12 protein-coding genes are annotated in these 14,176 nt (G+C 44.0%); 5 read left to right on the top strand and 7 right to left on the bottom strand.

Annotated elements, in window-relative coordinates; translation table 11 throughout:
* Positions 1-15: 15 nt before the first annotated feature.
* The 3 genes from DW938_RS09465 to DW938_RS09455 all read left to right on the top strand — a co-directional run bounded on the left by DW938_RS09465 (position 16) and on the right by DW938_RS09455 (position 2,950).
* On the top strand, positions 16-1,638 hold the full coding sequence (locus DW938_RS09465) for a von Willebrand factor type A domain-containing protein (protein ID WP_118124612.1): 1,623 nt from the start codon (positions 16-18) through the stop codon (positions 1,636-1,638).
* A gap of 155 nt (positions 1,639-1,793) precedes the next feature.
* Entirely contained in the window at positions 1,794-2,249 is a 456-nt protein-coding gene (locus tag DW938_RS09460) for a LytTR family DNA-binding domain-containing protein (RefSeq protein ID WP_118124611.1), read from the top strand.
* Positions 2,246-2,950, top strand: coding sequence for a hypothetical protein (locus DW938_RS09455; RefSeq protein ID WP_118124610.1), 705 nt, complete (start codon positions 2,246-2,248; stop codon positions 2,948-2,950). The genes DW938_RS09460 and DW938_RS09455 overlap by 4 nt, the downstream gene beginning before the upstream one ends.
* Before the next feature lie 65 nt (positions 2,951-3,015).
* Here DW938_RS09455 and DW938_RS09450 read toward each other — a convergent pair whose 3' ends face one another.
* The 3 genes from DW938_RS09450 to DW938_RS09440 all read right to left on the bottom strand — a co-directional run bounded on the left by DW938_RS09450 (position 3,016) and on the right by DW938_RS09440 (position 5,901).
* Positions 3,016-3,810: an ATP-binding cassette domain-containing protein gene (locus tag DW938_RS09450; protein WP_118124609.1), complete on the bottom strand. Its 795-nt coding sequence runs from the start codon at positions 3,808-3,810 to the stop codon at positions 3,016-3,018.
* Positions 3,811-3,820: 10 nt separating this feature from the next.
* A complete protein-coding gene (locus tag DW938_RS09445; RefSeq protein ID WP_117896771.1) occupies positions 3,821-4,792 on the bottom strand; it encodes an ABC transporter permease in 972 nt (323 codons plus the stop codon).
* A gap of 86 nt (positions 4,793-4,878) precedes the next feature.
* Positions 4,879-5,901 (bottom strand): ABC transporter substrate-binding protein, encoded by a 1,023-nt coding sequence (locus tag DW938_RS09440; protein ID WP_022286548.1) that lies wholly within the window; start codon positions 5,899-5,901, stop codon positions 4,879-4,881.
* Positions 5,902-6,119: 218 nt separating this feature from the next.
* On the opposite strand from DW938_RS09440, the gene DW938_RS09435 reads away from it, so the two are divergent.
* Positions 6,120-8,510: a CotH kinase family protein gene (locus DW938_RS09435; protein ID WP_118124608.1), complete on the top strand. Its 2,391-nt coding sequence runs from the start codon at positions 6,120-6,122 to the stop codon at positions 8,508-8,510.
* Positions 8,511-8,562: 52 nt separating this feature from the next.
* On the opposite strand, the gene DW938_RS09430 is transcribed toward DW938_RS09435, so the two are convergent.
* The 3 genes from DW938_RS09430 to DW938_RS09420 all read right to left on the bottom strand — a co-directional run bounded on the left by DW938_RS09430 (position 8,563) and on the right by DW938_RS09420 (position 12,352).
* A complete protein-coding gene (locus DW938_RS09430; RefSeq protein ID WP_118124607.1) occupies positions 8,563-9,753 on the bottom strand; it encodes a metallophosphoesterase in 1,191 nt (396 codons plus the stop codon).
* Positions 9,754-9,818: 65 nt separating this feature from the next.
* Positions 9,819-10,925, bottom strand: a complete 1,107-nt coding sequence (locus DW938_RS09425) for an ATP-binding protein (protein ID WP_117876339.1) — start codon at positions 10,923-10,925, stop codon at positions 9,819-9,821.
* Positions 10,926-11,041: 116 nt separating this feature from the next.
* A complete protein-coding gene (locus DW938_RS09420) occupies positions 11,042-12,352 on the bottom strand; it encodes an MATE family efflux transporter (RefSeq protein WP_118124606.1) in 1,311 nt (436 codons plus the stop codon).
* Positions 12,353-12,661: 309 nt separating this feature from the next.
* Between DW938_RS09420 and DW938_RS09415 the strand changes: the two genes are divergently transcribed.
* Positions 12,662-13,588 carry a LysR family transcriptional regulator gene (locus DW938_RS09415; protein WP_022286543.1) on the top strand — a complete coding sequence of 309 codons (927 nt, stop codon included), beginning with the start codon at positions 12,662-12,664 and terminating at the stop codon, positions 13,586-13,588.
* 78 nt (positions 13,589-13,666) lie between these two features.
* Here the strand turns inward: DW938_RS09415 and DW938_RS09410 are convergent, their stop codons facing one another.
* A complete protein-coding gene (locus DW938_RS09410) occupies positions 13,667-14,149 on the bottom strand; it encodes a metallophosphoesterase (RefSeq protein WP_022286542.1) in 483 nt (160 codons plus the stop codon).
* Positions 14,150-14,176: the final 27 nt, after the last annotated feature.

Here is a 14,176-nt window from a genome sequence, read left to right as displayed (position 1 = left end):
CGGGAGATGACAGCTATGAAAAAGACAACTTCAAACAGCATAAAAAGAAACTTGATCACAGCTCTGTCGCTTATGATGACGGCGACAATGCTTGCTTCATGCGGAAGCGGTTATGACGGCTCGGAGAGCAGAAAGAGCGGCAGCTATAACAATGAAAGAACAACTGCGGAAAACTACAGATACAACAATGTTACAGCCGGAGATACTGACGGCACAGCGAACATAGGAGGCGGTTACAATACCGAGGAGTATAACCACCTGACGGAAAACGGCTATAAGCTCGTTTCAGACGAACCGCTTTCCACCTTTTCCACAGACGTTGACACGGCTTCCTACACAAACGTGAGAAGAATGATAAATGATGGCTGGGAGGTCGACCCTGACGCTGTGAGAACAGAGGAGTTCATAAACTATTTCAAGTATGACTATGAAAAGCCTGCGGAGGGCGCGGTGTCTATAAATACCGAGCTTTCCGATTGTCCTTGGAACAGTGAAGCAAAGCTTATGCTGGTGGGGCTTCAGGCAAGGGAAGCAAAGGTCAAGGACGTTCCTACAAACCTTGTTTTCCTCATAGACGTGAGCGGCTCAATGGAGGACGAGGATAAGCTTCCTCTTGTTCAGCAGGCTTTCTCAATGCTTGCTGAAAACCTTGGGGCTGATGACAGAGTTTCTATCGTCACTTATGCAGGAAGCGACAGCGTTGTTCTTGAGGGCGAAAGTGGCGACAACAGCGAGGAGATAGTTTCAGCACTTAACAGCCTGTCAGCAGGCGGCTCGACAGCAGGTGCGGCAGGAATTACCACAGCTTACAAGCTTGCAGAGGAGTATTTCATAGAGGGCGGCAACAACAGGGTCATTCTTGCAACTGACGGTGATCTGAACGTTGGTCTGTCAAGTGAAGAAGAGCTTACCGACCTTATATCACAAAAGCGTGACTCAGGGGTATATCTCTCAGTGCTTGGCTTCGGCTCAGGAAACTATAAGGATAACAGGCTTGAAGCCCTTGCTGATAACGGCAACGGAAACTATGCTTATATTGACAGCGTTGACGAAGCAAAAAGAGTGCTTGTAACAGAAATGAGCGGAACGCTTTTCACTGTCGCAAAGGACGCAAAGGTGCAGATAGAGTTTAATCCCGAAAATGTTTCAGCATACAGGCTGGTGGGCTATGAAAACAGACTTCTCAATGATGAGGATTTTGAGGACGATACAAAGGACGCAGGCGATATCGGCTCGGGTCAGCAGGTCACGGTTTTGTATGAGATAGTGCCAAATAACGGCAATGAAAAGTCGCTGAAATATCAGGATAACGAGAGCAAGGCTGAAACCAACGAGCTCAGCGGAGAAATGCTCACAGTTTCAGTGAGGTATAAAGACCCGGAGGCGAGCGAAAGCAAGCTTATAGACAAGTCTGTTATGTGTTCTGACTATACAGAGGCTGTGTCACAGAATTTTGCAAAGGCTTGCTCTGCTGCAGAGTTTGCAATGGTGCTTAGAAAAAGCGACTATGCAAGCGGTCTTACCGCTCAGGGCGTTGTGGATTATATGGAACAAAACAATGTTGACAACAGCGAGCTTTTTGAACTCATATACAAATATATGCAAAACGGCACAGGCAGCGAGGCAAGCTACTGGTAAAAAACTAAATCAAGGGGGTGTTGCATGGTCAGCACCCCTTTGGACCATAAAATTTACCTCTTACATAGAAATCTGCACCTGTCAGCCAAAAGGGGTTTACATGAAAAGAAAAATAGATTATAATAAGGCTGTCAGATAAAACTGGGGGTGAAAGCGTGAAGGTCAGGATAGAGATAGACGAGAATATGTCTGAGGACGAGATAGTCATAAGGTGCGCCCAGCCCGATGAACGTGTGCTTAAAATGAAAAGGGCGGCGGAGTCGACAGAGGGCGATCCTGAGATAGCTTTTTTCAAAGACGCAGTTCAGTTCTATCCTCCCCTTGATTCCATACTGTTTTTTGAAACAGGGGAACATAATCTTAACGCTCATACCTCCGACGACGTTTTTCAGGTGAAAATGAAGCTTTTCGAGCTTGAAGAGATACTTCCACGAAAGTTCGTGCGGGCGTCAAAATCAGCAATCGTGAATGTAAAGCACATCTATTCCGTTGAGCGAAACATAACCTCTGCAAGCCTTATAAGCTTTGCAGGCACTCACAAACAGCTTTACGCCTCACGAAGCTATTACAAGCTTTTGAAGCTCAGACTTGGAGAAAGGAGATTTCTATGAAAAACAAAAATCTTATATGGGGCTTGTTCTTTATCCTTGCAGGCGTTGCGCTTATCCTTGACCGCATAGGTCTGCTTGGAAGTGTAAGCGTGTGGAGCGTTGTGATCTCACTGCTCCTCGTTCCTGTTATCGTAACGAGCGTCAGACACCTTAACTTCTGGGGAATATTCTTCCCTATGGCTATCATGGCGATACTCTTTGACGAAACTCTCGGTATCGAGAAGTTCACACCATGGCCTGTTTTGGGTGCGGCACTGCTTCTCAGCGTGGGATTTTCATTTATTTTCCCTTACCGCTACAGGTTTACCCAAAGCAAGTGGACCACCCACACTACCGATAATCCTGCATGGGATAAATCCTCAGACAACGGGGAATATGTGCGTATCGACGCAAAATTTTCAGGCTGCACAAAGTATATAACCTCAAAGGTGCTGAAAAGAGTTGACATAAGCTGCCGCTACAGCGGTATGGAGGTGTACTTTGATTCTGCTGATATGGCAGGAAACGAAGTCGAGCTGAATGTTGACGTCCTCTGCGGTGGAGTGGAGCTTTATATCCCGAAAAACTGGGGCATAAAAGTGGAGGCCGGTTGCGTTCTCGGCGGAATAGAGCAGCCTAACGGGTCCTTTGAAGAGAAAGAAAAGACCCTTGTCATAAAGGGCAGAGCAAGGATCGCAGGAATAGATATAGAATATGTTTAGCATTGTGTGAAAGAACAAAAGTAAAAGCTGCGGAGTTTTCGCTCCGCAGCTTTTTGTATGCCTAATTATTCTTGCAGTATCATCTTGTCTGACAGTGCGTCCTCGGCGGTGTCGGAATAAAGTTTCATAAGCTTTTCCACCGTCATGTTTGCTCTCTGCTCGCCCTCGATTGTAAGAAGCAGTTTGCCTTGGCTCATTACGATAGTCTTGTTGCCGTATTCAATGGCATTTGAAATGTTGTGTGTTATCATAAGAGTAGTCAGTGCGTTTTCTTTTACTATCTTTTCGGTTATCCTCATGACCTTTTCTGCGGTCTTAGGGTCAAGTGCCGCAGTGTGTTCGTCAAGAAGCAGAAGCTTTGGTGTAACGATAGTCGCCATAAGCAATGTGAGCGCCTGTCGCTGTCCGCCTGAGAGCAAGCCCACAGGCATTTTCATTCTGTCCTCAAGACCAAGGTCAAGTTCTTTGAGCCTTTCTCTGAATACTGAAACGTCCTTTTTCCTGATACCGATAGTCAGCGAACGACGCTTTCCACGGCTGTAGGCAAGGCCGAGGTTTTCCTCTATGGTCATGTTAGGTGCAGTTCCTCTCAGCGGATCCTGGAAAAGCCTGCCTATAGTTCTTGCACGTTGATGCTCTTTTAGGTGAGTGATGTTCTTTCCGTCAAGGAATATCTTGCCGGTGTCAGCCTCGTAGCTGCCACTGATAACGTTCATAAGTGTGGATTTTCCTGCACCGTTTGAACCTATTACAGTAACGAAATCTCCGTCAGCCACATCAAGGTCTATGTGCTGGAGCGCCTTACGCTCGTTGGCAGTGTTCTTGTTGAAGGTTATGTTTATATTTTCAAGCTTAAGCATTTTAAACCTCCTATTTGTCACTGCATACACGCTTGTATGCCTTTGTAATATACTTCTTGATAGCAGGCAGAGAGATAGCAAGGGCAACTATGCAGGCTGAGAAAAGCTTTGTGTAGTTGCTGTCCATACCGAGATTCATTGCAAAAGCAAGAACAAATCTGTATGCTATCGCACCGAATATCGCCGCAAGTATTCCGCAGAGGATCGAGTGCTTGCTGAAGAATATCTCACCGATAATGATAGAAGCAAGGCCTACCACCAGCATACCTGTACCGCTGTTTGAGTCGCCTGCCGAGGAATATTGAGCGTACATTGCGCCTGAAAGGGATACCAAAGCGTTTGCAATGGCAAAGCCCATTATCTTCATTCTGTCTGAGTTTATTGAAGAAGCCCTTACCATGTATTCGTTGTCGCCTGTGGCTCTAAGTGACATTCCTGCCTGAGTTTTAAGAAACCAGAAAAGTAGTGCCGCCGCAATAATAAGCACGATACCTGCCGCCGCAAGCTTGTAATAGTCGCCGAAATATTTCTGAGCCATTGTAAATATAGTATCTTTCTTATAGAGTGAAATATTAGGCCTGTCCATGATTTTCAGGTTTATGGAGTAAAGAGCCGTCATTGTGATTATTCCCGCAAGTATAGGCTGAACGTTGAGTTTTGTGATAAGTATTCCCGTCACGCTTCCTGCGATAGCTCCTGCAACTATTGACAGCAGTATGCCCTTGATAGGGTCGCCGTTGAAAGCCTGCATAACTGATACTGCAACGCCAAGAGTGAAAGTTCCGTCTACTGACAGGTCAGGGATATCAAGTATCCTGAATGAGATGAATATTCCCAAAGCGAGGATAGCAAAAACAAGACCTTTTTCAAATGTTCCCGTAACAACGCTTTCCGTGAGCTGAGTGTTTATTATCACAAGAAGTAAGATCAAAAGCACAGCTTTCGGTATAAGCGAGATAACTGTTTTCTTATTCAGTTTCATATAATTTTCCTTTCAATAAAAAATAGCAGGGAGCGAAAGTCCCGCTCCCTGCTATTATACTATGTTTGATTTGATTTTGCAATAGTTTAATTAAAGTAAACTGTCTTTTCTCCGTTTGCAATATCGTCAGGAATAGTGATACCGATCGTGTCAGCAGTGGTCTTGTTGATATAAGTGCTGAGGTCTTCGTTGAATACCTTTATTGGTATCTCTGAGGCCTTCTTTTCACCGCTGAGTATCTGAGCTGCCATGTTTGCAGTTTCCTTTCCAAGGTCGGAATACTCGATACCAACAGTGCCAAGACCGCCGTCCATTACCATTGAGTCAGCGCCAACGAACATTGGAACTTTAGCCTTGTTCATAACTTCTGTAACTGTACCCATAGCGCCTGCGATAGTGTTGTCGTTAGGTGAGAATACAGCGTCGCACTTTGCGGCAAGGTTCTGAGCAGCTTCCTGAACCTCAGATGTGTTTGAAGCAGCGCCTTCGATTACAGTGATGCCCTTTTCCTCACAGTAAGCCTTTACTTCTTTAAGGGTAGAAACTGAGTTGTCCTCGCCTGTGTTGTAAAGATAACCGAGAGTTTTTATTTCAGGCTTCATTTCAAGCGCAAAGTCAAGTATCTTTGTGATAGCGAGCTTGTCAGATGTGCCTGTGATGTTTGCCCCTGTGCTTTCAAGTGAGTCGCAAAGACCTGCACCGATAGGGTCTGTTACTGCGGAGAATACTACAGGTATCTCCTCAGAGTATGGAGCTGCGAGCTGTGCGCATGGTGTTGTGATAGCGATGATGATATCGTCACCGTCAGCCTTGAACTGGTCGAGTATCTGCTGAACAGTTGTTGACTCGTTGTTAGCCTGCTGAGCATCGATAGTGCAGTTTTTGCCGTCAACATAGCCAAGCTCCGCAAGTCTGTCAATAACAGCATCTCTGATAGTGTTGAGAGATGTATGCTCCATTATCTGAACAATGCCTATCTTATAGTGCTTTTCTGATGAGCCGCCTGCCTTTGAATCGTTTGAGGAGTCCTCCTTAACGCCGCATGACGCAAGAGCAGCCACAGCCATTACCGCTGCAGCGGCAAGTGCCAGAACTTTTCTTAACTTCATATATGTACCATTCCTTTCGTATTTACGGGGATTTTACCCTACTACTCTATTAAAGCACAGCCGTAAAAGTTTGTCAAGTAAAAGTTAAAAGGATTGTAGAAATAGTAAAAGCCACAGAGAAAATTCCCATGGATTTTGTATGTTTTGCAGTCGGTTGACAGAAATGTGAAAAAAGGCTATAATGATATTTGTAATATTGCAGAGCGGGAGGTTTCGTATTGGGACTGAAAAGGGTTTCCGTGATAGGGCTTTGTCTTGCGGCGGTGGCAGCGGTTGTAATGCTTGCTGCGGTGATAATAAGACCGCCGAAAATATATATAAGCGAGATATGCCCCTCAAACAGTGAAACATCTGAGAAAACAGCTATGCAGGACAAAAACGGAGAACCAAGCGATTGGATAGAGATATATAATCCCACGAATAAAGATATTTCTCTTACGGGATTTTCGCTTTCAAAAAATGGCGGTGGAGATCAGCCTTTGGGCGGATATGTTGTTAAAGCCCATGACTATATAATAGTATACTGCTCGTCAGCAGGCTTTGAAAATGCTGATTTTCCTCACGCTGATTTCAGCATAGGCAAGGTCAGCGAAGCGGAAATAATATTGAAATATGACTCGCTTCAGTGTGAGAGCATAAAAATGCCTAAGCTTAACAAGGGCGTGAGCTATTCTAAAAATGCCAAGGGTGAAATGTACGTTTCAGAGCCTACACCACTTGCGGCGAATGCAGAGAAAACTATCGGAGATACACCTGTGTTTTCTCAGGCGGCAGGCAGCTATGAAAAGGCTTTTGACCTTGAGATAACCGCAGGAGAGAGTCAGACGGTGTATTATACCACCGACGGCACCGACCCTGCCACGTCGGACACAAGAAAGGTCTATGAAAATGCCCTGAGAATTGACGACAGGTCAGATGATGAAAATGTCCTTTCGGCTTATGACCCTATGAAGATACAACTTGATTATCGTGACAGCATAAAACTGCCTGACAAAAGCGCAGTTGATAAAGGCACTGTCATTAGAGCCTGCGCAGAGGGCACAAGCGGAAAGTGCGGAAAAACTGTTACTGCCACTTATTTTGTGGACGTTTCAAGTGCAGATCATAACGATCTGCCTATAGTATCCATTACCACCGATCCTGATGGGCTTTTCAACGAAAAAACGGGCATTTACTGTCTTGGGGACGTATACAAAGAATATGACGAAGAAAACCCCGACCACCCTTGGAACGGCTCTATCCCTGCAAACTATAATCAGCGTGGCAGAGAGTGGGAAAAAGAATGTTATGTTGAGTATTTCGACAGTGAGGGCAACAGCCTTATTTCTCAGGATTGCGGCATAAGGATACAAGGCGGCTGGTCTAGGGCGGATTATCAAAAGTCGTTCAGGCTTTATGCTCGAAACGATTACGGCAAAAGCTCTTTTGATACAGTTTTCTGGGATAGCTTTACAGATGTAAACGGCGAGGCTATCACTTCATGCAAGACCTTTGTGCTTAGAAACGGCGGAAATGACGCCAATTATTCAAAGTTCAAGGACATGATGATACAAAATATGGTGTCAGGCAGAGATGTTGAAACTCAGCAGGGAACAGCCTGCGTGCTGTTTATAGACGGTGAATACTGGGGACTTTATACCTTGCAGTCGGATTACAGCGACAGATATTTTGCGGATAGATATAATGTTGCAAAAAGCAACGTTGTCATGTATAAAAATGATGAGCTGAGCGAGGGTGAGGCTGAGGACGAAAAGCTTTTCAATGATATGTATAAGTTTATCACAGAAAACGATATGTCAATTGAGGAGAATTATCGCAAAGCCTGCGCAATGATAGATATGGATAACCTTGTGGAGTATGCCGCCACAGAAATGTATATCTTCAATGACGATTGGCCGCAGAACAACTATGCTTGCTGGCGCACAAGAACCATAGAGCAGGGCAATAGCTATGCAGATGGCAGATGGCGCTTTGTGCTTTTCGACACGGAATCGTCATGCTCGCATTATAACGAGAAGGATCTGGAAACAAATATGTTCTCGTATCTTAGAAGCCAAAGCTATACAACGTTTGGCGGAATACTTTGCAGCCTTATGGATAACGAGGAATTCGATTTGAAGCTCACCTCGGCAATGTGTCAGCTTGGAAGCGTGAACTTTACTGCGGAGCGGTTCGGGGAGTATCTCGAATATTATAAGAATATCTATTACGGCGAGCTTGATAATTATTTCGACCGTTTTCCAACATGGGCAAACCTTGCGAAAGCTACAGACCCTATGATAATACGTTGGCAGAATTTTATTGAGGGAAGATATGATAAAGTGCTCGGCTATCTTGAAAGAGAGTTTGACTATTATGAGCGCAGAACAGTGAAGATATCAGCGGATAACGAGCAGGGAAGCGTTCTGATAGGGGGCGTTGAAATAGAAAGTGATTATAGCGGCACATATTTTGACGGCTGTGAGATAAAATTGAACGCACAAGCAAAATCAGGCTGGCATTTTGACCATTGGGAGGGCGTAAAGGGCGATAATACCCAATCGGAGATAAAGGCTAAAGTGAACGGGGATATGAATATTAAAGCCGTTTTTGAAAAAGATATTGTGTAGCATAAAAAAGGTCTGTCACCAAAATCAAGTGACAGACCTTTTACTATATAACTTAACCTGCAAAATCAATATCTACAGAGCATATCTCAGCGTCAGTTCCTACCCTCATGAAAGTGCCGTATACACCAACACCAGAGGTGACAATGGAGTACATATTATCTTTCTTTATCATGCCACATGGGTTTTCCCAGAAAAGACCTATTGTCAGATTGCCTGGGAAAAGCTGCCCGTCATGTGTGTGACCTGAGAAATCTATGTCTGCACCTGCGTCAGCGGTCTTTTGAAGCTCGTCAGGCTCGTGGGAAAGCACAAATATCGGCTTGGTCTTGTCAAGATCTTTAGTAAGCTCTGATATCTCTGCACGAGTGCCGTCCTCAGTGCCGGGCTTGTCAGTGTCACGCCTGCCCACAAGATAAAATTCATCGTTTATCAAAACAGACTCATCATTGATAAGCTTTATGTTACACTCTTTTATAAAGTTTGTCATTTTTTCACTATGAAGCTGCTTGCCACCCCAATCGAATGTGAAGCCCATTAGTATTTTTTCGTCAATGTCATGATTGCCATAGACCGCATAAACGCCGTATTTGCTCTTTATGGACTTGAGCTGTGCCTTTATCCCTTCGGGATCGTCCATGCCGTCATAACTGTTGTCAAAAATATCTCCTGCTATTATAACAATGTCAGCGTTCTGCTCATTTATTTTCTTAACCATATTTGTGATGTGGTCTACACCGATAGCGTAACCCATGTGCAAGTCAGCCACAAGCACAGCTTTTAAATGCTTGTCACTGCCGCATGACTTGTTGACAGTTACGCTGTATTCATTCACCTTGATGTTTCGTGCATTGAAAATGCCGTAAAGACAGGTCGCCACCGCACAAGCCACAACCACCGAACCTATGGAAATAACGCTTCCACGGGAAAAAAGCAGCGTGTTTTTGAGCTTCGTGTGCTTTGCGATAAGTCTTAGCAGGTCAAAAAGCACCACATACAAAAGCGAGTAGAGCATAATGCCTATCCAGTATGTAGAAATTCGCCTTATGACGATAGCAACGGCGGATTTCGGGAGCAGAAAAGCTATAACAGGCGAAAGCGCCATGAAAAGATAGACCACTGCAAAAGGCACTTTGAAACGCAGCCAGTTAAATCTGTGGTTGCAGTGCTTCATCCAGTAGAAAAATCGGAACATCATGTATGATGATACGCCCAGATAAAAGGGCAGAAGAAATAGAAATATCATTATTATGCCACCTTATAGATAAGTGAGGAATGAGGAATTAAGGTATCGCCTGCGGCGATGATTTTTTATTCCTCTTTGAATCTCTCCAAAAAGCTGTGTCTGCCCTCGTCATCTTTGTATGCAATGACCTGATTGAGCATAACATTCTCCACACTCTTGAAAATGTTGTATTCCACCTGCGGATTAACAAGCTTTAGCTTTGCAATAAGCTGTTTTATCTCCATACGCTTTGATACTGTCCTGCTGTCAGGTGCGCAGGTGGTGCAGGTGTCGGTGAACTTGCAGGCACACTGTATGAAACGTAGCCCGTTATAGTCACGCCACCTTTTTATGTCGTCCTCTCTTACCATATAGAGAGGTCTTATAAGCTGCATACCCTCAAAATTCGTGCTGTTGAGCTTTGGCATCATGGTCTGTATCTGTCCGCCGTAAAGCATCGACATAAGTATGGTCTCAATAACATCATCATAGTGATGTCCAAGTGCGATCTTGTTACAACCAAGCTCCTGTGCTTTGCTGTATAAATGACCTCTTCTCATTCGTGCGCACAGATAGCATGGATTTTTCTCCACATTGTATACAGAGTCGAAAATATCAGACTCGAACACTGTTATTGGTATGCCCAGCCTTTTTGCGTTGCGCTCGATTATCTCACGGTTTGCAGGGCTGTAGCCCGGATCCATAACAAGATATTTTACCTCGAAAGGGAACTTGCTGTGGCGGTGAAGCATTTGTATGAGCTTCGCCATGAGCATTGAATCCTTGCCACCCGATATGCACACCGCTATCCTGTCATTAGGCTTTATAAGCTCATATTCGTTCACAGATTGTGTGAATCTGTTCCATATCTCCTTGCGGAATTTCTTTTGTATGCTCCGCTCAGCGTCCTGTGAGATATCCTCTACGACCTCTTTGGAAAGCTTTTCTCTCAGCCAGCCATAGTAGCCACCCTCTAGGTTTTCAGCGTCATAGCCAAGCTCTCGAAGCTTTTCGGCCTCAGTGTCGCTTATAAGTCCGCTTTTACAGCAGATAAGAAGCTTTTTGTCCTTTGGCAGGTCGCTTTTATCAAGCTTTTCGGCAGGGATGTTCACTGCTCCGTCAATGTGACCATACTCAAAAGAAAGCTCGTCCCTTATATCTATTATCAGCGTGTTGCCGCTTGCATTTATCATTTGTCAGTTGACCTCCGCAAAATTAATCACTATTCTTTATGATAGCATAAAAATCAACTTTTTTCAAGCTTTATGCAAAAATAAAACGGCAAAGCCTGATACTTTGCCGTTTTGTTTTATGTCTTGTGTCTGTTTCTTATATAGAATATTATGGATATTGCCGCTACGATAAATTCCGTGACAGGATAAGCAAGCCATACGCCGGATAATCCTGCTGCCTTGGACATAATGAAAGCCATTGGCACGATAAGAGCAAATCCCCTTAGTACGGTGATGGTCTGGGCTGGTATGATCTTTTCAGAAGCCGCAAAAAATGCAGATATTATTATATTGAAGCCTGAGAAAAACAATCCGGTAAAGTATATTTTCATGCCGTCCTCTGCCATGCGCTGAAGAGAGTCGATGTGCTCGCTGTTGAATATAGCGGCGATAGGCGTTGTGAAAAATGCGATAGCAAGGTAAACCATAAGCGCTATTACAAGCTGTGATATAATAGAATATCTCAGCACTGCTCTAAGACGGTCTTTGTCGCCAATGCCGTGAGCAGCACTGATAAGCGGCTGACCGCCTTGTGCGATACCGGTGAATATGGATACCGCCACAATGGAAGTATTCGCTATCACTGCATAAGCTGCAACTCCTGTGTTGCCTGCAAGACCAAGTATTATTATATTGAACGCAAGCACTACGATGCCTGATGAAAGCTCAGTTATAAGCGACTGCACGCCTATGGACAATATGCCGCCAAAAGTTCTCCCTTCGTGCCTTGCCTTGATGATATGGAAGCTGTTCTTTTTGCGGAATTTGTATATGCTCAGTATGCAAAGGCTTATAACAGGCGAAAGTCCTGTTGCAAGGATAGCTCCGAAAATGCCCATATCCAGCGGGAAAATGAACACATAGTCAAGGATTATATTTGAAAAGCTTCCCGTGAGCATTGCTGCCATTGAAAGCTTTGGGTTTCCGTCATTTCTTATAAAGCAGTTGAAAGTGTCGTTAAGCAAAAAGAATGGTCCGAACATCATAAGCACTTTTAGGTAGGTATTAGTCATGCCCATAACACTGCCCTTTGCACCAAGAAGCTTTGCAAGTGGCATTGAGAAAAACGCTCCGCCCAAAAAGTATATCGCTCCGAGCACCAGAGCCATAAGCAGCGCACAGGTGAAAACTCTGCTTCCTGCCTCGTCACGTTTCTGACTTTTGTATATTGCAAACTTTGTCGCTCCGCCCATGCCGATCATAAGTCCGGTGCCGTGGATAAGGCTGTATATCGGAATGGCGATATTCAGTGCAGTAACACCGTCTGCACCCATGCCCTTTGCGACAAAGAACGTATCCGCAAGGATATAGCACGATACGCCTATCATTCCTAAAACGTTCAGAGAAGCATATCTGGCAAAATCCCTAAGATGTGAATTTTTCTTCATTTTTACCCTCCGTTTATCCCACAAAAAAACGCCGAACACCGCTGTCTTTTAAAGCCTAACGACAGCAGGTCCGACGCAAAACTTCTACCCGGCGGCAGAAGTAAGCATTAAACATATAAGATTATAACAGAGTATATCGGCATTGTCAAGAGGTAAATGCCTTCGCTTTATGTTAAATAAATGTTAAAAAACGCTCTCTGCGGTTGACAAGTTTTTAACAAAGCTTTATAATGAAATTGACAGAAAGCATATATAATATTATATGACATCCTTATTATTTTATATACCGATAACAAAGAAGGGGAAACTATGAATTTAACTCATCTCAGATATATGGTAGAGGTCGAAAGACTTGGTTCTATCACAAAAGCAGCTTCGGCGCTTTATATGGGTCAGCCTAACCTTTCAAAAGCCATAAAGGAAATGGAAAGAGAAGTTGGCATACCGATTTTTAAAAGAAGTGCAAAGGGTGTTGTTGCCACAGAAAAGGGCAAACAGTTCCTGCAGTATGCAAAGGCCATACTTGTGCAAATGGATAAAATGGAGAGCCTTTATAAGGATAATGGTGAAAACGCTGTGAACTTCTCTCTGCTTTTGCCAAGGGCAAGCTATATAACCCACGCTTTCACTTGCTTTGTGAACAAGTTAGGCACGAATGTGGAGCTTGACGCAAAAATAAGGGAAACAAACTCCATGGAAGCCATAAACGCAGTGGTGGAATGCGAATATAACATGGGTATAATCCGTTATCCTGTGGCGTATGAGAGCTTTTTCATGTCTATGATAGAAGAGAAAAATCTGAAATATCATAACGTGTGGGAGTTTGATTATGTACTTATCACAAGCGAAAACAGCCAGCTTGCTAAAGAAAAAGAGATAAACGAAACTGTCCTTGATAAATACATAGAGGTATTGCACGGCGATAATATCGTGCCGAACATCTCAGCGACTTATCAGAAGAAAAACGCTGAGCTTAATAATCACAGCAGGCATATTTACGTCTATGAGAGAGGAAGTCAGTTCGATATCCTCTCGGCTTGTCCAGACTCATTCATGTGGGTAAGTCCTCTGCCAAAGGAGATATTGAAGCGTTATGGCCTTGTGCAGAGAGTTTGTCATAGCTTCAAAAAGACCAATAAGGACGTTCTTATCTATCAGAGTAATTACCGCCTTAGCCATGCGGATCAGATGTTCCTTGATGAACTTGAAAGGGTAAGAAAAGAGATATCAGAATAATTTTCAGCATAAAAATGCGGGCGAACATGAAAGGTGTTCGTCCGCTTTTTGTTTAACAAGATCTAAGCTCTGAGCATATTATAGGTCAACGTGACTACAGAATATGCCACCGTCCTTTGTAATGTCAATATAGGCATAGCTTGCAGGCTTGCCGTCTCTCGGCTGACCTGCACTGCCGGGGTTTAAAATGTGGATACCCTCCTCATAGGCGTAGTAGCGACAGTGTGTGTGTCCGAAAAGTGCTATCTGTGCGCCTATTTCCTTGGCTTTGTAAAAAAGTCTGTCGGTAGAGTATTTCACGCCCCACTTGTGGCCATGTGTGAAAAATATCTTTATACCGTCATCGGTCATGTATATGTCGTTTTCGGGAGTGAGCGAAGCAAAGTCGCAGTTTCCTGATACGTTTACTATCTTTTTGTCAAGATACTGCACTCTCAGGCTGTCAAGGTCACGTTCGCCGTCACCAAGAAAAATAAACAGGTCGGCGTCGCCGTTTCTCTTGAATATTTTGTGCATTGCAGAATAATTTCCATGAGTATCCGAAAAAACGATTATTCTCATAGTTACACCCCTTTACCAGTTATAACA

This window comes from Ruminococcus sp. AM43-6, from assembly GCF_003461785.1.
Taxonomy (GTDB): Bacteria; Bacillota; Clostridia; order Oscillospirales; family Ruminococcaceae; genus Hominimerdicola; species Hominimerdicola aceti.
The sequence above is the reverse complement of the archived record's forward strand: the minus strand, read 5'-3'. Positions and strand labels throughout refer to the sequence as shown.

Excerpts from the sequence above, each read along its gene's own strand:
- DW938_RS09465 (WP_118124612.1), top strand. The coding sequence starts at position 16 with ATGAAAAAGACAACTTCAAACAGCATAAAAAGAAACTTGATCACAGCT.
- DW938_RS09455 (WP_118124610.1), top strand. The coding sequence starts at position 2,246 with ATGAAAAACAAAAATCTTATATGGGGCTTGTTCTTTATCCTTGCAGGC.
- DW938_RS09450 (WP_118124609.1), bottom strand. The coding sequence starts at position 3,810 with ATGCTTAAGCTTGAAAATATAAACATAACCTTCAACAAGAACACTGCC.
- DW938_RS09445 (WP_117896771.1), bottom strand. The coding sequence starts at position 4,792 with ATGAAACTGAATAAGAAAACAGTTATCTCGCTTATACCGAAAGCTGTG.
- DW938_RS09440 (WP_022286548.1), bottom strand. The coding sequence starts at position 5,901 with ATGAAGTTAAGAAAAGTTCTGGCACTTGCCGCTGCAGCGGTAATGGCT.
- DW938_RS09430 (WP_118124607.1), bottom strand. The coding sequence starts at position 9,753 with ATGATATTTCTATTTCTTCTGCCCTTTTATCTGGGCGTATCATCATAC.
- DW938_RS09425 (WP_117876339.1), bottom strand. The coding sequence starts at position 10,925 with ATGATAAATGCAAGCGGCAACACGCTGATAATAGATATAAGGGACGAG.
- DW938_RS09420 (WP_118124606.1), bottom strand. The coding sequence starts at position 12,352 with ATGAAGAAAAATTCACATCTTAGGGATTTTGCCAGATATGCTTCTCTG.
- DW938_RS09415 (WP_022286543.1), top strand. The coding sequence starts at position 12,662 with ATGAATTTAACTCATCTCAGATATATGGTAGAGGTCGAAAGACTTGGT.
- DW938_RS09410 (WP_022286542.1), bottom strand. The coding sequence starts at position 14,149 with ATGAGAATAATCGTTTTTTCGGATACTCATGGAAATTATTCTGCAATG.